Consider the following 19,408-nt stretch of genomic DNA (forward strand, 5'->3'; position numbering starts at 1 on the left):
TGAACTTTCCGTGTTTTGCGGGGTGCAAATGTAAAAAGCATTTTCAAATCTCACAAGCTTTTTTTAATCTTTTTTTTTCGAAAATCTCTTCCCGTTTGATTAAACGCTTGTCAGTATTTCAGTGAACGTCTTTCGCTGTTGCGGGTGCAAAAGTAGCACCTTTATCCAGTTATGCAAGCTTTTTTAGCCTCTTTTTTCGACCTTTTTTTGATTTATTTCCTAACTCGCTGATAACGGATTCTTTACAATCCAGATTTTTTTGACAACCTGTAGCCTTTTTCTGAATCGAAGTGCGGTTTTCATCGTTTTTCAAGTTTTTCCATTCTTCATTTTGTGGAATTTCTAATCTTCTGGGAGCTTTTCCACCAGGAAATCAAACTTTGAAATCTGCTTTTCGGCCGTTCTTAGTCCCGCAAAGGCGCCAAGACGCCAAGTCTTCCCCTTTTTTATTCTGATTTCATTATGGAACTGTCCTTTCATTCAATGAATCCCTCCTGAAAACAGCCCTCCTAGCCCCGATAGAAGCGGAAATCCTTTTTGTGGCGGGGTTCGCCGCAAAAAGATTGGAGCGGATAGCGGGAAACAGCTCCTTATATGCAATCCAAAATTCCGTTTTTTTACTCTTATATATAGTATAGCTCTTTTTATACATATATATATGTATAGAAAAAACAAACCCGGCAGGTTTTCAAAAACTGCCGGGTTTGAAATAAAAATATTTAAATATCAATCAAAACGAATTGCTTTGACTGGAGATATCCTCGTTATTATATAGGACGGAATCAGCAAGACCATAAAACAAATTACCACTGTAAGTAAATTTAATGCTATTACATAGCCCCAATTTAAATATACTGGAGCTTGGTTTACATAATAATTTTCTGGATTAAGATGAACAACTCCGAACTGCTGCTGAATTAACAATATTGAAATACCTATAAGATTACCCCAAAACAGACCTCGTATTATTAAATAGAAAGCGTTATATAGAAATATTTTTCTGACTGTCCAATTATTTGCCCCAAGAGATTTCAAAATACCAATCATTTGTGTACGCTCCAAAATAAGAACCAACAGTGCTACTACCATATTTATAGTTGCAACCAAAATCATAACACCTAAAATTACTACTATATTGAAATCAAAAAGCTGTAACCAATCAAAAATATAACTATACTTTTCAATAATAGTCTTAGTATCCAAACCTGACGGGGTTTGCTCGTAAATCTGATTCCCTGTTTGCTTTATTTTTGTAAAATCTTTTACAAAAACTTCGAAAGCACCTATTTGATCAGGACTCCACTTATTAATTCGTTGGATATGACGAATGTCGCCTATTATAAAAGTAGCATCAAAATCCTGAAATCCCGAACTAAAAATACCCACGATCTTAAATCGACGACTATTTGGTACCTTTCCTTGTTCTTCTTTTATAAAAAAAGTATTAAAACTATCACCCAGTTTTAAATTAAGTCGGTCAGCGAGATATCTGGAAATAATAACTTCTTCATTCAGTGCTTTTGTAAAATCTGGCAAATTTCCTTCTACAAGATATTCTTTTATATTACTCCAATCGTAATCAGCTCCCACTCCCTTAAAAACTATTCCTTCGAATGCGTTTGCGGTTCTAATAATTCCTGCTTTTGTAGCGATTGCCTGGATATGACTTACCTCTGGAACGGATTTGAAATTGGGATAAAAATCTTGTTTTTTTGAAATTGGAACTAAAGTAACTTCAGAATTATTGTTATCAAAATTCGATATAATAACCTGTCCATTGAAAGCAGAGATTTTATCCCTTATTTTTTGCTGCAATCCAATTCCGGTCGCTACAGAAACCAGCATCATAATAATACCAATTGCAATTGCCGAAATAGCAATTTTTATGATTGGCGCCGAAATACTGCTTTTATAATCCTTTGCAGTAATAAGTCTTTTAGCTATGAAATATTCTAAATTCAATTTAATGATGTTATATTGGTGGCATTACCACTTAATTTATTTAAGCCAAAAATACGTTTAAAAAACCAGAATTGAATTGTCAGAAAAAACAATTACGATTTTTTCAGATTCTTTATAAAGGCATTTTCTTTTTCATTTCTTCAACAATATTATATGCAGCTGGACATATTGCTACATTTTTTAATGTCAGATCTGAAATTTGATGAAACTTTTTACGATCAGTATGCGGGAATTCACGACATGCCTTTGGACGCACGTCATATATCATACAATAATTTTCACTATCTAAGAAAATACAAGGAACACTTTTTAGGACATAATCTTTATCTTCATCGATTCGCAAATACTGATCAATAAATTGCTGCGGTTTTTGTCTAAACGATTTCGCGATTCTTTCAATATCAGCCAAAGTAAACAATGGCCCAGTAGTTTTACAACAATTGGCACATTGCAGACAATCCGTTTTTTTAAATTCGGCGTCATGCAAATCCTGCATTATGTAATCTAAATTTTTAGGCTGTTTCTTTTTAAGCTTATCAAAATACTTTTTATTTTCGATATGCTTATCTTTGGCTAACTTATTTAAGTTATTTAAAATTTGTTTCAAGTTTAACATTTAAAGTTGATCCTGCAAAATTAAACAACTTTGAACTTGAAACCCTAATCTTTGAACTAAATTACAATGAAAGATCTATTTGGGAAAGCGATGTACGATTTCCAAACCAATAATTCACCTGAAGATATTATTACCGAGACCTCAATTTCTGAAGAAGACGAAATGAGTGTTGCGTATTTATTTCGGTCTTATGAAGAAATGCCCAAATTAGAACAAAAAGCACTTCAATTATCTTTCGGCAGAATTTTAGATGTGGGATGCGGCGCAGGAAGTCATAGTCTATCGTTGCAAAATGACCGAAATTTGGATGTCACTTCAATTGATATTTCAGAAAAAGCAATCGAAACTTGTAAATTAAGAGGAATAAAAAATCCGAAAGTTCAAAACATTCTTGATTTTCGAGAGGAAAAATTCGACACTATTCTGCTACTAATGAATGGTACCGGAATTTTTGGAAAATTAGAAAATTGTAATCAATATTTATCGAAACTTAAATCACTATTAAACCCCGGAGGTCAAATTTTAATTGACAGTTCAGATATCATATATATGTTTGATGAGGATGAAGATGGCGGAAAATGGATTCCGTCAAGCAATGATTATTATGGAGAATTAACTTTTACAATTTCTTACAAAGGAGAAAAAGAAGAATCGTTTGACTGGCTTTATCTAGATTACAACACACTACAAAATGCAGCAATTGCTAATGGATTAAAATGTGAACTTATTTTAGAAGGTGAGCATTATGATTATTTAGCTAAACTTTCTATTTAACATTAAAACATACACTATGAAAGAATTTGATCTAGAAAAGTTAAAATATCCTATCGGAAAATTTATTGCTCCAGAACATTATTCACCGGAATATCTTTCTGAAAGAATTAAAGAAATTGAAACTTTCCCTGATAAATTAGCAAAAGAGACCCTTCATTTAACTGATGAACAACTGGATACACCTTATCGTTCTGATGGATGGACTGCAAGACAAGTTATCCATCATTGCGCTGAAAGCCACATGCATTGTTATGTCAGAATAAAATGGACATTAACTGAAAACAATCCTGTGATTAAAGCTTACGATGAAGTTTTATGGTCTGAACTAAATGATAATTTAACAATGTCGATTCAGCCAACTTTAGATTTATTAAAAGGACTTCATTTCAGATTAGGATATATCATGAAAAACTTATCAGAATCTGATTTAGAGAAAACATTTATACATCCAGCAGATAACTCAGAAAACAAAATAAAGAAAATTATTGGCATGTATGCCTGGCATGGAAACCATCATTTGGCGCATATTACAACTTTAAAAAAGCATAAAAACTGGCAATAAAAAAAAATCTCTTCAATTGAAGAGATTTTTTTTATGGTATATTTAAGTATTTATGTGTCTGCAGAGAAACGCGCCATTTTGGATTATTCATTACATAATCAACAATCAGCGGAGTCATTTCTTCTTTTTTACTCCATTCTGGCTGAAGAAATAAAATTGCTTCGTCGTTAACAAGTTCCGCTTGCTCTTCTGCAAAAATAAAATCGTGTTTGTTGTAAATAATCACTTTCAACTCATCAGCATTATCATAAACTGTTTGTGTTGGTAATTTATTTTTCTTTGGTGAAAGACAAATCCAATCCCAGGTTCCACTTAAAGGATACGCACCAGATGTTTCAATATGAACTTTTAAATTTTCATTTTTTAATTGCTGTGTAAGCAAAGTCATATCCCACGTTAAAGGTTCTCCTCCAGTTATTACTACAGTATCTGCATAAGTTGAAGCATTTTTCACAATTAAATCAATACTTGTTGGTGGATGCAGTTCTGCATTCCAGCTTTCCTTAACATCACACCAATGACAACCAACATCACATCCTCCAATTCTAATAAAGTAAGCTGCCGTTCCTGTATGAAAACCTTCTCCCTGAATGGTATAGAATTCTTCCATAAGGGGCAACATAGCTCCTTTATTAACTTCTAATTGTATTTCTTTTGATAACATTATTCAATTTTAAAGTGCAAAGATAGTCATTTAAATACGGAACAAAAAAACCGACAGCTCATTGAACTGTCGGTTTTTTAATTAGTTAGAAACTAATTTATTATTTTAAAGCTTTTACAGAATCAGCTGCATATTTATTAGCAGGATCTAAAACTAAAGATTTATTGAAATATTCAACTGCTTTAGCTTTGTCTGTATTAGCATAAGCTGCACCAATACTATTGTATGACTCAACTATTTTTTTTACTGTTGCAGGTTTTGCTAATTCTTCAGCCCCTTTAGCAGTTGTTTTTGCAACATACTCTTCGTAGTTTTTGATAATTAAATCATCCTTCTCCAATAAGTTGTTGATTCTTCCTTTATATAAGTAAGCCTCATCATAAGTAGGAGAAGCTACAAGAACTCTGTCAAAAGCAGCATCAGCTTTAGTCAAAGCAGCAGCATCAGCAGTCCCAGCAGGTTTGTTAGCATTAGCATAATAAAGTGAAATACCTAAATAAACATTATCGTTTAAGTAGTTTTTCTGCTCCGTATTAGTTGTGCTTAACTCATAAATAGCAGCAGCTTGATTGTATTGTTTTTTACCAAACAATTCTTTACCAAAATCACCAAGATCTTCAACAGCTAATGGTTCCATAGCAACTGCTTTTTTGATATCAGTCAAACCAGCTTCAAACGCAGAAGCTTCAATTGTACCGTCAGCAGCAGTACCTTTTTTAATTTTTGCAAATCCTAAGTATAAGTAATCTTTAGCAATTACTTTATTACTAGGAATTTTTACATAATCTTCTAATGATTTAAGAGCAACATCGATGTTTCCATTCTCATAAGCAGAATATCCTAAATATCTGTAAATTCTAGGATTAACTTTATCCTCAGCAATCATTTTGTTAGCAACAGTTTCTAGACTTTTGTAATCTTTTACCAAGATCAAGAAATCTGCATGACGCATTTTTGAATCTAAAGAGTAATCTGTTAAACTTAAGTACTTCTCATAATTTGTAATTGCATTCTGCAAATTGGTTTTAGCTGTAGAAGGCTTATTTCTAGCCCATTTGTAGTAAGTTTCAGCTAATTCTCTGTAAACAGGACCATAGTTTGGGTTCAAAGCGATAACTTCATTGAAAGCTTTAATAGCTTCATCATATGATTTAGCACCTTTCAACAAAACACCTAATTGCATTTTAGCTCTTAAAAGCGTTGGATCAGCAGTAAAAGCATCACGGTAAGCTTTGTAAGCATCGTTTTGATTATTTGCTCCATAATAAGCATCACCAATTGTAAGTAAAGCTGTTGGATTTTGTGGCTCAATTGCTAAAGCGCGTTTCAAACTAGTGATTGCACTATTATAATCAGGATTATTTGAATTGATATAAGCTTTACCAATGTAGATATATTCATCAACATCTTTACGCTTCATATCTTTAGTTGCCAAACCAAAATTAGCCTGAGCAGCTGCAGTATTTTTATTATCAAGATCAATTTGACCTAATCCAATATAATTCAGATTTTTTTTGTCAGCTGCCTCAATTCCGTTTAGGTAATAAATTTTAGCAGAATCAATAACACTTTGGTTTAAATAGATATTACCTAAAACAAAATTAGCTTCACCATCTGAAGGTTTTGCTTTGATGATTGACTTTAGCAAAGATTTTGCCTTTTGAAACTGCTCAGCATCAATTGCTTTTTTAGCTTCTTTGATGTCTTGCGCATTTGCAACAGAAGCTGTAGCAACTAAGGCAAGACTAAAAATTTTAAATTTATTCATCTTTGTAGTAATTAATTTATTCTTTATCTTTTAAAATTTGGGTTCTAATATTAAGTTTTCTTCCTGGTGTTTTCACTGGCATCAAACTAGATTTCAATATAATTCTTTGACCAATCTCTCCTGCCATAAATGACGAGAAGCCCATTCCTAATCCTGTATAACCCTGACAATTTATAATAAACAAATCACGTGCCAAAGGATACTTTTCTTCGGCAAGGTCATTTTGGCTTGGATAGTAATATTGATTGCCGTTTAAACCTTTCACGCCCAAAATATTGACTTTTTCTATATATTGAGTCATATTTTCTGAAGGCTGAGACAACCAATTAACACCAACTACCCCAATCATTCCTTCGTTTTCAGAAACGAATTTAATCACTTCATCATTGGTTTTAAAAGAAAACACTCCATTTGCCGGAATCTCTTTCACTTTAGCCAAATCCTTCATATAACGAACTGTACTAGAATTTGGATTATCAAAAACAAGTCCTTTAATTCCGGTATCTTTTTTTCCTTGCATAAAATCTATCACAGACTTCAACGCAATTAATGTGTCATTATTGCTTTTATTTGAAATTAAAGCTATTGCATCAATCGCAAATGGTGTAACTCTAGGATTAATTTTACTTTTTTCAAATCTTTGCAATTCTTCCTTTGTCAAATTACGAGCCGTTACCACAACTTTAGCCTTTTTATTTAGCAAATCATTGATAAGCTCAACCTCTGATTTAGGTTTCACATTGATTTTAGCATCATAGTAAGTTCCTTCGAAAACAGCCACCTGATCATCAACAATTGGCTTTATTGTTTCATCAACTGTAACATCAAGAGATCCTTTTAAAATTGTTTCTTCTGATTCATTCTTGCTTTTTTGGTTGCACATGGCAAACAAAAAAACAAAAGCAACCAAACCAAAGACTTTACTATACTTCAACATATTAGTCCGTATTAGAATTAATTAACCTAAGGAAGCGTATCCCTGAATACACAATCAATAGTCCTCCAAAAGCATATCTGTATTTAGGCTCCATGTTTAAAGGTAATTTTTCCCAAAACATAATCATTAAACCCAGCACAAGATATATTAAAAAAAACAGTATTCCTAAAACAAGAAGAAATCGCTCTTTGAGCGATTTCTTCTGAATATTATTAAGCATATCTTTTAACATTATTCTGCAGATTGAATAGTAATAGGAAGAGAGTATAATACCCTAACTTTTTTACCATTTTGTTCGCCAGGAGTCCATTTTGGACATTTTTTAAGAACACGAATTGCTTCTGCTCCTGTACCGTAACCGATATCCCTTAAAACTTTAATGTCGGTTAATGAACCGTCTTTTTCAACTACAAACGTAACGTAAACTTTACCTTTTAAACCTTCTTCTTCTGGAGTTTTATAATTGTTCCCTACGAATTTGTAGAATTTCTCAATCCCTCCAGGGAAATCTGGTTTTACTTCGATACCAGCTGTGTTATATACTTGGTTATCTTCTTCAACTACTGCAGCAGTTCCAGTTCCTACTGGCTCCTCAACAGTTAAAACTGCATCTGGATCTCCTTTAATAGTTTCAGCACCAACTTTTTTATCTTTAAGATCTTCAATTTTTGGTGGATCCTCAGTAACTTCTTCTGCTTTAGCAACAACCGGCTTAACAAACTTCACCTGATCCACTTTTGGTGGTGGTGGTGGTGGTGGCGGTTCATTTGGTTTTACCTCTTCTTTTTTCTTAGGAGGTAATTTAACTGTAGCGATCTTAATATCTTTATTCGCATCCTCTTCACCAGAATCCGGTAAATAGCTTGCAATAAGAGGAGCTGCTACAGCAAAGCTAAAAATAATCGAACCAATGATAAGTGCTCTTACCGTAGTTTTATTGTTCGATTTTCTTAACTCATATGCACCATATATCTTATTACGTCCTTCGAATACGATATCAAGCCACTGATTTTTTATAATATCTAATTTCATTTTTCTTGATTATTAGGATGTTCAAACAAGATAATTCTTATTTTTTATCTATCAATTTTGTTTCCTCAGGACTAAACTCAGGAACAATTGCATAAGTATCCACTCCTGTAATAGCCATTTCATCTAACATATCAACCAAATTACGGTAATTTGATTTTTTAGTTGGCTTAATAATAACTATTATCCCATTCTTAGGTTTTCCTTGAGCAGCAGAATAAGCTAAAACTTCTTTCTTTTGTTTTAGTAATTCTCTACGAATACCATCTTTACCATATGCAATATCTTTTGGACCAACTTTTGGAGTCGCCAATAATCCCATATAATAAACCATTTTATTGTTTTCTCCTAACATTATTGTCATCGTACGATTTTCATCAACTTTAACAGGAGGTGTTTTATCATCCGGATCTTTATCTGGCAATGATAAATCCATCGCTTTAGGTTTTGACAACGATGTGGTTAACATAAAGAACGTGATCAATAAGAATGCCAAATCCACCATAGCCGTTAAATCGACTTTCGAATTTTGCTTTTTACTTCTTACTTTGCCACCTTTACCGCCACCACTGTCGCCAGTATTTAATTCAGCCATTTTAGTGTATCTTTTTTAATTAAAAGTCTTTTCCTCTTGTACCTGTAACTAAGTTAAAGGAATTGATTTTTTGCTCTTGTAAAATATCCATTATCTTTTTGATTTGAGGATATTGTTCTTTAGCATCTCCTTTGATTGCAATCTCTAACTCTTTGTCTTCAAGGTCAATTGTAGCTCTTCTTGAAATCAAAAGCCACTCTTTTAATTGATTATCCAAAGAATCGATTGGAATACCTGGCTGATTTGCTTTAGTTCTATCAGCTGCTTTCATATCAATGATTTGCTTTAAATTCGCTACTGGAACACCGAAGTCATCCATTAAGGCAAATTTAGCTTTATCATCTTCTGAAAAAGTCACTCCAAATTTTGCTCCCATACCTTCAAGAGTTCTTTTACGAATCTCTCTTCCTTTGATATCGAAAAAAACTTTGCTTTTCCCGTCTTTTCCTTGTCCTATTGTAATAATTGCCAAATTAGAATCTGGTAATTTATGTTCTACAGTAGAAGCAGGCATATCTACAGGAAGCGCTTCAGGAACTTTAGCAGTAGCAGTCAAGATAAAGAACGTAAGCAAAAGGAACGCAACATCACACATGGCAGTCATATCTGTCGATGTTGACTTCTTTTTCATTTTAATTTTAGCCATTATCTTTTATTTTATTTTTTTGATATAATTAAATCTAATTATTTATATATCAAAAATTAATTATTGTTTTAAACTTCCTCTGAATTTTCTGTAAGTATTCACGATTGTAGTACCAGCCTCATCGATAGAGTAAGTTAAATCGTCAATTTTAGCAGTAAAGAAGTTGTAAGAAACAATTGCAAAGATAGAAGTAGAGATACCTGTTGCAGTGTTGATAAGTGCCTCAGAGATACCTGTTGCAAGAGCAGCCTGGTCTGGAGTTCCAGCAGAAGCTAACGCACCAAACGCTTTAATCATACCTGATACTGTTCCTAATAACCCTCCTAATGTACCTAAAGATACTAAAGTAGAGATAATAGTCATATTTTTTTCTAACATTGGCATTTCTAATGAAGTAGCCTCTTCGATTTCTTTGTGGATTACTTCTGAAGCTTCTTCACTATTGAAACCTTCTTTTTTAACGTCTTGATATTTAATCAAAGCAGATTTAATTGCATTTGCAACTGAACCTTGTTGTTTGTCACATGAAGCGATAGCAGCCTCAATGTTTCCTTCTTTAATGCTTCCTTGAACACTTTTCATGAATTTGTCTAAGTTAGCTTTACCAGCAGCTTTACCGATAACGATAAATCTTTCAATAGAAAAAACAACAACCATTAAAAGCATACCTAATAATACTGGTACAATGAAACCTCCTTTGTAAACCATACCTAAAGTATTGATTGGGTGACCTGTTTCTGGATTCCCTCCTTCAAAGTTAGCTGAATCCCCCATAACGAATTTCCAAATACACCAACCAACAAAAACACATGCTGCAATAATGATTCCTGAAATCATTCCTCCCCCATTTGAAGTGCTTTCTTTTTTAACTTTAACGTTTGCCATTTTTTTTAATTTTAATAGTTTTAAATAATTTTTATTTTTTAGTTATATTTAACTTGTAGAGGAGCAAATTTATACGTTTAGTTTAAATAAAAAAACTTTTTTTAATTTTATTGAAGGAAATTTAACGTCAATTTAAAAAATATCTCATTAATTTGTCGCCGTCATTTTTTTGATAAACCAAAAAAAAGGTCGATTAGTAAAAAAATTACAACGTTTTAGTAAATATTCAATTAATCCATTGAAATCTTCTTAAAAAGCTGAGAATTTATTTTTTATATCATTTTCAATCAAAAAAAGCATTTTCTTACTAAAAAAAATATAGTCTTATTGTTAAAAAATGAAGCAAAACTCTTATAATCATCTAAATTACAAATAAAAACATGAATAAAAAAGATAATTTCATTCAAGACATCAACAACGGTTATCTTTCTAAAGGTGATAGTATTACTTTAGGAAGTGCAATTCTGGATGGAGAGGCAGTTGCCGATGCTCATGTAAAAATTCCGTTAAAAACCCTGAACCGCCACGGGCTTATAGCTGGCGCGACCGGAACTGGAAAAACAAAGACGATTCAGGTTTTCTCGGAACAATTATCAAATGTGGGAATTCCGGTTTTAATGATGGATATTAAAGGAGACTTCAGTGGTATTGCAAAAGAAGGTAAAGAACAAAGCTTTATTACAGAACGCCATGCAAAAATGAATATACCTTATAATGTAGCTTCATTTCCTGTGGAATTAATGTCACTCTCTAAACAAAACGGAGTTCGTCTTCGCGCAACGGTATCTGAATTTGGTCCCGTGCTGTTTTCCAGAATATTAGACCTTAATGATACTCAGGCTGGCGTTGTTGCCGTTATTTTTAAATATTGTGATGACAAACAAATGCCTTTATTAGATTTAAAAGACATTAAAAAAGTCATTAATTATATTACCGAAGAAGGTAAAGGCGAAATTGCGGCAGATTATGGTAAAATTTCTACCGCAACAACGGGAACAATTCTTCGAAAAATAATTGAATTGGAGCAACAAGGCGGTGATTTATTTTTTGGTGAATTATCTTTTGATACTGAAGATTTGATGCGAATCGACGAAAATGGAAAAGGCTACGTAAATATCATCCGCTTGACAGATATTCAGGATAAACCTAAGTTATTCTCGACTTTTATGTTAAGCCTGCTTGCTGAAATTTATCAAAAAATGCCTGAAAAAGGTGATGCCGAACAGCCAGAATTAGTAATTTTTATTGACGAAGCACATTTGATTTTTAATGAAGCCAGCAAAGCATTATTGGAACAAATTGAGACTATTGTAAAACTAATTCGTTCAAAAGGTGTTGGTGTTTATTTTGTAACACAAAACCCTATGGATGTCCCAAGTGGTGTTTTGGCGCAATTAGGTTTAAAAATCCAGCATGCTTTAAGAGCTTTTACAGCAAATGATCGCCAGGCAATTAAGAAGACGGCAGATAATTATCCAACTTCCGATTATTATAAAACTGATGAGTTACTAACTAGTTTAGGAATTGGAGAAGCATTAGTTACTGCATTAAGCGAAAAAGGGATTCCGACTCCGCTTGTTGCGACCATGATGCGCGCGCCAATGAGCAGAATGGATATTTTAACTGATGATGAAATTGAAGAAATAAACGGCAAATCCAAACTGGTTAAAAAATATGCCGAAGAAATTGACCGAGAAAGTGCCTACGAAATACTGAACAAAAAGATTGAAAGCGCCACTCAGGCTGCGGCTGAACAAGAAGAACAAGCTCCGACGAAATCTTCAAAAGCGGAACCAAGTACGGCAAGTGTTGTTGGAAAATCAGTTTTAAAAGTAGTGACTAGTGCTACATTTATAAGAGGCGTTTTTGGTGTTTTAACCAAAATCTTTAAAAAATAGAAATTACATCATATAAATGATAAGTTCATTTAATTTTATAAATACAAAATCCGGCACATTTTAAAAATCTGCCGGATTTTATTTTTTATACGCAAATGAATTTGTCTTACCTTACATGGTTAAAAAATTATGCGTTTTTAAGCAAATCAAGAATTTTATTTTCAACTTCTGGCGTATCCCAGATATTTTCAATATTATCCAGTTTTAAAACCTGTTCCATAATTTCGTTTTGGAAATCTCCAATTGCTAAAGCTTCAGAATAAGGACGATCACTAAATGTAACACGGCTGTAAAGCGGAATCCATTTATCTGGATGTTTATCTGAAAAAACCTTTTCAATTTTCTTTTGAAGCAAGAATTTTTCATCTGCAGTTTTAGTGCTCATTTCCATAAAATTACGATACGAAAGCTCCGCAATAGCATCAGCATTTGGCTTTCTGGAAATTTGGTATTCAGAAAATATCTTTTTCCAATCGTCTTGGTACTTTTCAATCATTTCATTCAAAACCGTAATATCTTCAAAACCTGCATTCATTCCTTGTCCATAAAACGGAACAATTGCATGACAAGCATCTCCAATCAAAGCGATTTTATCTTCAAAAGTCCACGGAAAGCATTTCATTGTAACCAAAGTACTCGTTGGGTTTTTAAAAAAATCATTTGCCAATTCCGGAATCACTTCAATCGAGTCTGGAAAGTTTTTCTCAAAGAAATCTTCTACCATTTTTCGGTCAGTCAATGACTCAAAAGAATTTTCGCCTTCAAAAGGCATAAATAAAGTACAAGTAAAACTTCCGTCAAGATTTGGCAATGCAATTAACATGTACTCGCCTCTTGGCCAGATATGGAATGAATTTTTATCTAATTTATGAGTTCCATCAGCATTTGCCGGAATATTCAATTCTTTGTAACCCATATTCAAAAATTCCTGCGAATAATTAAACATACTCTGGCGCTGCATTCTGTGGCGGATTCTTGAGAAAGCTCCATCAGCACCAAAAACCATATCAAATTTTCGTTCTTCCCACTCGCCTCTTTCGCTTTCGCCAATATGCAAGGTTGCATCGTTTAAAGTGACATCCCAAACTTTTTGTTCAAAATGAAATTCGGCTCCAGCTTCTTCAGCCAAATCGATCATTTTTCTATTCAGTTTTCCTCTCGAAATCGAATAAATAGACTCTCCTTCCTGTCCATAATTCTGAAAGTTAAGTTTATCGACTAAATGAATCGCACGTTTATCCATCGGAATTGCAATTTCACGAACAGAATCGCCAACACCTACAGCATCAAGTGCTTTCCATCCGCGATTCGACATCGCCAAATTTATAGAACGGCCAGAGAAATTTATTTTTCTAATATCGGGACTACGATCATAAACATGAACGGTGTGACCAGCTTTTTTAAGATAAATTGCCAAAAGTGATCCTACAAGTCCAGAACCAACTACAGCAATTTTTAGTGAAGTTTGCATCGAGGGAAATTCTAATATATTGGGTCGTAAAAATAAGTAATAATTATAGATAACCTTTAAAATAAACGAATTATTTGTGAGCTAACTATTTCGAACAAAGTTTTTAATTGTTATAATTTTAAAAGTTAATCTATACCTAAATATATAATGAATAAAAAACTGACATTTGATTATTGTTTAAAATATAACAATTTGTTGTATAAATAGATTTATTTAAAAATATTTAACAACTATCTTCGCTTTAGGATTCTATTATTATTTTAAAAAATTATGAACAGCGAAATTTTACAATCGGATATTATTCTAGAAAACGAAAAAGTATCCTTAATTCCTTTTAAAAGTGAAAGAAATTCAGAACTCAGAGAAATTATTTTTGATGATGAAATCTGGAAATATATGGGAATGTACATTCGAAATGACCAGGATTTCGAAAACTACATTCAAAATACCTTAAAACAAAAAGCAGATGGAATTTGTTATCCGTTTTTAATTATCGACAAAGCAACAAATAAAGTTGCCGGAAGTACGCGTTACGGATATCTAAATCATGCGAGTCAAAAATGCGAAATTGGCTGGACTTGGTACGGAAAAGAATTTCAGGGAACTGGCTTAAACAAAGCCTGCAAATTTGAGTTACTGAATTTTGGTTTTGAAAAAATTCAATTTAGAAGAATACAATTCAGTGCCGATCTTGAAAATATAAGATCACAGAGAGCCATTGAAAAATTAGGCGCCTTAAAAGAGGGACTTTTTAGAAATAATTATGTTGATTCTGAAGGAAAAAGTAAAGATGATGTTTATTATAGTATTATTTTGGAGGAATGGGAAAAAACTAGACGAGAATATTTTGGGGAGTTTGTTTAAACACAATATAGAAAACTGTATTTTAGTCTGCAATTTCAAACTACAAATCTTTATATCAAATAACCAAAATGAGCCTCTACTCAGAACATTATGTATCTAAAAAAACGGAAAGGTTCGTCAATAAAATTTGGTGTCTTGACAACAGCATCGGCGAAAGCCCAATTGAAAATAAACTTGTTTTACCAAATGGTTGTTTTAATCTTGCCATTGTAAATGGAAATGCCATTGAAGTTCATACAAGCAAACAGAAATATGAAATGAACGAAGGCATTTATTTCTGTTCGCAAATGACTAATAAAGTTCTAGTCAATATTCAGCCTAAAACTAAAGTTACGATTATTCAGCTTCATTCCTGGACGATTTCGATGTTTCCGAAATATGACTTGAGCAACTTTGTCGATTCAATTATTAAAATTGATGCTGCAGAATTGCCTTTTCAGATTCAAATTGATTTTGATATAGAAACTTTATTAGCTAAAATAAACTCTTATTTTGAAGAACTCAACAATTCAACTCCGAATCAAAATACGATTGAAAGAATCTGTGAAATAATTAGGATTCAGGAAGAAGAAATTTCAGTTTCGGACATTTCAAAAAAGATAAAATCTTCACAGCGTCTTCTTCAAATTAAATTTAAAACGGCAACTGGACTTACCATTAAAAAATACATTCAGATTCTGAAATTCAGAAAATCGGTCGACCAAATGATTTCTGCCGATTTAGAAAAAATGAGTCTGACCGATATTGCACTCTACAATAAGTATTTTGATCAATCTCATTTTATACGAAAGTTCAAAGACGTAACAAAAGCAAGTCCAAAAACATTCAATCCCAATTCGTATTTTCTTTCTCAAAAAAGATAATATTTCGCTTTTGTACAATTTCCCTATTTTTGATTGTAGTATTCTTGCAAAATCATTAATCATCAATCAATTATCAAAATGAAAACCATCCATTTTATTGCTTTCCAGTTAAAAATCATTTTATTGGGAATAGCATTATTCTGTAACCAAAGTGTTTTTTCGCAGGAAGAAAAAAACTCAGAACTGTACAAAACCATTATGTCACGCGACAGTCTTCTTTTTAATGTTGGGTTTAATACTTGTGATATTAGCCAGTTTGAAAATCTATACAGCGACCAATTCGAATTTTATCATGATAAAGACGGAACTTCAAACAAAACAGAATTTTTGCAAAGCTTTAAAAATGGTTTATGTGGTTCACCGGCAACCTATAAATGCAGACGTGAATTAGTTGAAGGAAGTACCAAAATTTTTCCGATGTATAAAAAAGGAATTTTATACGCTGCTATCCAAACTGGAATTCATCAATTTTATGAAAATGTTGCAGCTAAAAATGAACCTTTAAAACCTGAAAACGAAAAATTAGTTGGTAAAGCGAGATTTACGCATGTTTGGGTTTTAGAAAATAATGTTTGGAGATTAAAAAGATCTTTGAGCTACGATCATAATGCTGTAAATGAAACTGAAAAAACGAATCTTTTTGACAGCGAACAGGAAACACAGAAATGGTTGAAAGAGAATAATATCCCAACTTTAGGCCTCGGAATTATTTCGGAAGGAAAACTAAAGCAAATTAAAGTTTATGGTGAACTCAAAAAAGGAGTTGCCGCACCATATAATACCATTTGGAATGTAGCTTCACTAACAAAACCAGTTACAGCAATTGTAGCATTAAAATTAGTAAGCCAAGGAAAATGGGATTTAGACGAACCTTTATACAAATACTGGACAGATCCAGATATTGTAAATGATCCGAATCATAAATTACTGACTACGCGAATTGTTTTAAGTCATCAAACTGGTTTTCCAAATTGGCGTTATATGAATAAATCCGGAAAATTGGATTTTAAATTCAAACCCGGAACTCAATATCAATATTCTGGCGAGGGAATGGAATATTTGAGAAAAGCTTTGGAGAAAAAATTCCACAAAACCCTTAATCAGCTGGCTTCAGAATTAATTTTTGAACCACTAAAAATGAATGACACTCAATATATTTGGAACGATAAAGTAGATTTTTCAAGATACGCTATCAATTATGACAAAAACGGAAATGCATACCAACCTGTAAAAAACAAAACCGCAAACGCTGCCGACGATTTATTGACCACAATTCAGGATTATGGAACTTTTTTATGCAGTGTAATGAATGGTGATGGCTTGAGCAAAAAAGTTTATGAGGAAATGAATTCGTATCAGGTAAAACAAAAAAAGGCTGACAAATATTTTGGATTGGGTTTTGAAATTTATGATTTAGGAAATGAAAATTATGCGTTATCGCACGGTGGCGCTGATCAAGGCGTACAAACGTTGTTTTTTCTTTTTCCAAAAACAAAACAAGGCTTGGTTATTTTTACCAATGTTGATGATGGATATAAAGTTTATACGAAGCTTATGGAACATTTTTTAGAAGAAAATGGAAAAAAATTGATTGAAATTGAAACCAAACGATAATTCAGTCGTCTAACAATTTAGAACACGTAATTTATTTCGGTATTTTTATACTAAAATACTGATTGTACAATTGTTATGACGTTTCAATCATCAATCAAAGAACAAATTATTTTTATTAATCCTAAAACGATAATCATCAATCATTATGAAAAAGTCAATCAAACCAATCGCCCTCTTCGCATTGTTATTTCTATTTACGATTACAACTTTCGCTCAGGACAAAGCCAAACAAATTGAACAGCTTTTGAACAAATACAACGAATATGGGCAATTTAACGGATCGGCTTTAGTGGCTGAAAACGGAAAAGTAATTTTCAAAAAAGGTTTTGGCTCGGCTAATTTTGAATGGAATATTCCCAATCAACCCGATACTAAATTTAGATTAGGTTCCATTACTAAACAATTCACAGCGCTTTTAATTGTGAAATTGGCAGAAGAAGGAAAAATAAAATTAGATGTTCCGATCACAACTTATTTACCCGATTATCCAAAAGAAAATGGAGATAAAATAACAATTCATAATCTATTGACGCATACATCTGGAATTCCTAACTATACAGCTTCGCCAAATTTTCTTAAAGATAAAAGTCGAAATCCTGCCAAACCAGAAGAATTTGTCAAAACATTTTCAAGTCTTCCGTTGGAATTTACGCCAGGTGAAAAATTCAATTACAGTAATTCGGGCTATTTTTTATTGGGTTATATTATCGAAAAAATCACAGGAAAAACATACGAGCAATATTTACAAGAAGTTATACTTACACCTCTAAAAATGACTAATACTGGTTTTGACCACAGTGAAATCATTATAAAAAACAGAGCGGCAGGTTATGAAAAAGAGGGGAAAATTTTAAGCAACGCTTCTTTTATTGATATGAGTATTCCTTATGCAGCAGGATCTTTATATTCCACAGTGGAAGATTTATATTTATGGGATCAGGCGCTTTATACAAATAAATTGCTTTCAGAAAAGTCAATGGAATTGCTATTCAAACCTTATATTAAAGCCTGGGATGGTTCATACGGATATGGCTGGGGCGTTGAAGAAGTTACAATTGGTGATAAAAAACTAAAAATTATAGAACACGGCGGCGGAATTAACGGATTTAACACTATTATTTCAAGAATTCCTGCTGATAAAATTTTGGTCGTTTTGTTGAACAATACAGGCGGAACTGTTTTGGGCGAAATGAATAATTCAATTAGAGCAATTTTGTACAAACAACCGTATAATCAAGCAAAAAGATCACTGGCGCTTGATTTATTAGATGCCTATTCACAAAAAGGTGTTGCAGCAGGAAATGAAACTTACATAAAGTTAAAAAATGACCCAACTTACGCCATTAAAGAAGGCGACATGAACCGAGTTGGATATCAATTATTACAAAACGGCAAAAAGAAAGAAGCCATTGAAGTTTTCAAAATTAATGTAGAAGCTTTTCCAAAATCAGGAAATACTTATGACAGTCTGGGTGAAGCTTATTTAGCTGATGGCAATAAACAGCTGGCAATTGAAAATTATACAAAATCGGTTGAGCTTGATCCTGGTAATGAAGGCGGTAAAAAAGTTTTGGCTGAACTTTCGAAAAAATAAGCAAAATCATAAATTCAAAAACTCCGATAAGGCAGCTCCAAACTGCTTTCTCGGAGTTTTTTTTGTTATAACTTATAACATTACTATTCGATGATTTATCATAAAAAATACTATTTTAGCTTTTCCCAAAAACAACTAAATAACCTATGAAAAATCTAAAAAAGTATAGTCTTTTGACTGCCTTGTTTTGTTTGTTTGTTTCCTCAAAATGCGTATCGCAAAACAATCCGCCACCTCCGGCAATGCCAACACAGCAAAACAAAATCATCGTCGATAAAATTGTCGAAGCGGTACATTATAAAACTTATGTAATTGATTTTTGTCTGACTAAAATTAATGAGGCTTCCGCCAAAGAAGGCTGGAACGAACAAAAAGCGATGGAAATTACCCAAAGCATCAATTATAAAAATTTCAGGGACGCCATCTATAATTCTTTTGCCTTTTATGATGAAGTAGAATTAGAAACGCTGCTGAAAGCGTACGAAAAAGATATTGCCTACCAAACCAAAAATGTAATGCTTGCTAACAAAGCGCTTGCAAATAATTTGAACATTTTTGCAAATGATATTGTTTTAGGGAAGTATATTTCTAAGTAAAGGGACTTAGGTTCTAAGTTGCTAAGATTCTGAAAGTGAGAAAGGTTCAAAAGGCTTTATTAACTAAATC

Annotated in this window: 19 protein-coding genes; 8 read left to right on the top strand and 11 right to left on the bottom strand. The window is 32.7% G+C overall.

The annotated features are described in order from the left end of the window. Positions 1–726: 726 nt before the first annotated feature. Together ACWA1B_RS00005 and ACWA1B_RS00010 are read right to left on the bottom strand one after the other, a co-directional pair. Entirely contained in the window at positions 727–1,962 is a 1,236-nt protein-coding gene (locus ACWA1B_RS00005) for an ABC transporter permease (RefSeq protein WP_456903664.1), read from the bottom strand. 112 nt (positions 1,963–2,074) lie between these two features. Continuing rightward, positions 2,075–2,569: a YkgJ family cysteine cluster protein gene (locus ACWA1B_RS00010; protein WP_456903666.1), complete on the bottom strand. Its 495-nt coding sequence runs from the start codon at positions 2,567–2,569 to the stop codon at positions 2,075–2,077. A 75-nt stretch (positions 2,570–2,644) separates the two neighbouring features. On the opposite strand from ACWA1B_RS00010, the gene ACWA1B_RS00015 reads away from it, so the two are divergent. Together ACWA1B_RS00015 and ACWA1B_RS00020 are read left to right on the top strand one after the other, a co-directional pair. Beyond that, a complete protein-coding gene (locus ACWA1B_RS00015) occupies positions 2,645–3,352 on the top strand; it encodes a class I SAM-dependent methyltransferase (RefSeq protein WP_456903668.1) in 708 nt (235 codons plus the stop codon). A gap of 16 nt (positions 3,353–3,368) precedes the next feature. Then, positions 3,369–3,914 carry a YfiT family bacillithiol transferase gene (locus ACWA1B_RS00020; RefSeq protein WP_456903670.1) on the top strand — a complete coding sequence of 182 codons (546 nt, stop codon included), beginning with the start codon at positions 3,369–3,371 and terminating at the stop codon, positions 3,912–3,914. A gap of 31 nt (positions 3,915–3,945) precedes the next feature. On the opposite strand, the gene ACWA1B_RS00025 is transcribed toward ACWA1B_RS00020, so the two are convergent. The 8 genes from ACWA1B_RS00025 to ACWA1B_RS00060 all read right to left on the bottom strand — a co-directional run bounded on the left by ACWA1B_RS00025 (position 3,946) and on the right by ACWA1B_RS00060 (position 10,438). Then, entirely contained in the window at positions 3,946–4,578 is a 633-nt protein-coding gene (locus ACWA1B_RS00025) for a 7-carboxy-7-deazaguanine synthase QueE (RefSeq protein WP_456903672.1), read from the bottom strand. A gap of 100 nt (positions 4,579–4,678) precedes the next feature. Continuing rightward, a complete protein-coding gene (locus ACWA1B_RS00030; protein ID WP_456903674.1) occupies positions 4,679–6,346 on the bottom strand; it encodes a tetratricopeptide repeat protein in 1,668 nt (555 codons plus the stop codon). 16 nt (positions 6,347–6,362) lie between these two features. Beyond that, positions 6,363–7,283, bottom strand: a complete 921-nt coding sequence (locus ACWA1B_RS00035; RefSeq protein ID WP_456903676.1) for a PstS family phosphate ABC transporter substrate-binding protein — start codon at positions 7,281–7,283, stop codon at positions 6,363–6,365. Between the two features lies 1 nt (position 7,284). Next, the gene (locus ACWA1B_RS00040; RefSeq protein ID WP_026728445.1) at positions 7,285–7,515 is read right to left on the bottom strand and encodes a hypothetical protein; all 231 of its coding nucleotides are present in this window, start codon (positions 7,513–7,515) and stop codon (positions 7,285–7,287) included. Beyond that, complete coding sequence (locus ACWA1B_RS00045; protein WP_456903678.1) at positions 7,515–8,315, bottom strand: energy transducer TonB; 801 nt, start codon at positions 8,313–8,315, stop codon at positions 7,515–7,517. The genes ACWA1B_RS00040 and ACWA1B_RS00045 overlap by 1 nt, the downstream gene beginning before the upstream one ends. Positions 8,316–8,352: 37 nt before the next feature. Next, complete coding sequence (locus ACWA1B_RS00050) at positions 8,353–8,907, bottom strand: ExbD/TolR family protein (protein WP_456903679.1); 555 nt, start codon at positions 8,905–8,907, stop codon at positions 8,353–8,355. 19 nt (positions 8,908–8,926) lie between these two features. Continuing rightward, a complete protein-coding gene (locus ACWA1B_RS00055) occupies positions 8,927–9,553 on the bottom strand; it encodes an ExbD/TolR family protein (RefSeq protein ID WP_456903681.1) in 627 nt (208 codons plus the stop codon). Between the two features lie 60 nt (positions 9,554–9,613). Next, positions 9,614–10,438: a MotA/TolQ/ExbB proton channel family protein gene (locus ACWA1B_RS00060; protein WP_142451718.1), complete on the bottom strand. Its 825-nt coding sequence runs from the start codon at positions 10,436–10,438 to the stop codon at positions 9,614–9,616. 380 nt (positions 10,439–10,818) lie between these two features. Between ACWA1B_RS00060 and ACWA1B_RS00065 the strand changes: the two genes are divergently transcribed. Continuing rightward, the gene (locus ACWA1B_RS00065) at positions 10,819–12,336 is read left to right on the top strand and encodes a helicase HerA-like domain-containing protein (RefSeq protein WP_456903683.1); all 1,518 of its coding nucleotides are present in this window, start codon (positions 10,819–10,821) and stop codon (positions 12,334–12,336) included. Between the two features lie 127 nt (positions 12,337–12,463). Here the strand turns inward: ACWA1B_RS00065 and ACWA1B_RS00070 are convergent, their stop codons facing one another. Beyond that, a complete protein-coding gene (locus ACWA1B_RS00070; RefSeq protein WP_456903685.1) occupies positions 12,464–13,807 on the bottom strand; it encodes an FAD-dependent oxidoreductase in 1,344 nt (447 codons plus the stop codon). A 270-nt stretch (positions 13,808–14,077) separates the two neighbouring features. Here ACWA1B_RS00070 and ACWA1B_RS00075 point away from each other — a divergent pair, with 270 nt between their 5' ends. From ACWA1B_RS00075 to ACWA1B_RS00095, 5 genes are all read left to right on the top strand, one after another. Further along, complete coding sequence (locus ACWA1B_RS00075) at positions 14,078–14,671, top strand: GNAT family N-acetyltransferase (RefSeq protein WP_456903687.1); 594 nt, start codon at positions 14,078–14,080, stop codon at positions 14,669–14,671. A 68-nt stretch (positions 14,672–14,739) separates the two neighbouring features. Further along, the gene (locus ACWA1B_RS00080; RefSeq protein WP_456903689.1) at positions 14,740–15,534 is read left to right on the top strand and encodes a helix-turn-helix domain-containing protein; all 795 of its coding nucleotides are present in this window, start codon (positions 14,740–14,742) and stop codon (positions 15,532–15,534) included. Between the two features lie 78 nt (positions 15,535–15,612). After that, positions 15,613–17,148: a serine hydrolase gene (locus ACWA1B_RS00085; protein WP_456903691.1), complete on the top strand. Its 1,536-nt coding sequence runs from the start codon at positions 15,613–15,615 to the stop codon at positions 17,146–17,148. A gap of 145 nt (positions 17,149–17,293) precedes the next feature. After that, on the top strand, positions 17,294–18,742 hold the full coding sequence (locus tag ACWA1B_RS00090; protein ID WP_456903693.1) for a serine hydrolase: 1,449 nt from the start codon (positions 17,294–17,296) through the stop codon (positions 18,740–18,742). A gap of 146 nt (positions 18,743–18,888) precedes the next feature. Further along, a complete protein-coding gene (locus ACWA1B_RS00095) occupies positions 18,889–19,338 on the top strand; it encodes a hypothetical protein (protein ID WP_456903694.1) in 450 nt (149 codons plus the stop codon). Positions 19,339–19,408 lie beyond the last annotated feature (70 nt).

It is taken from the genome of Flavobacterium xizangense, from assembly GCF_054075145.1.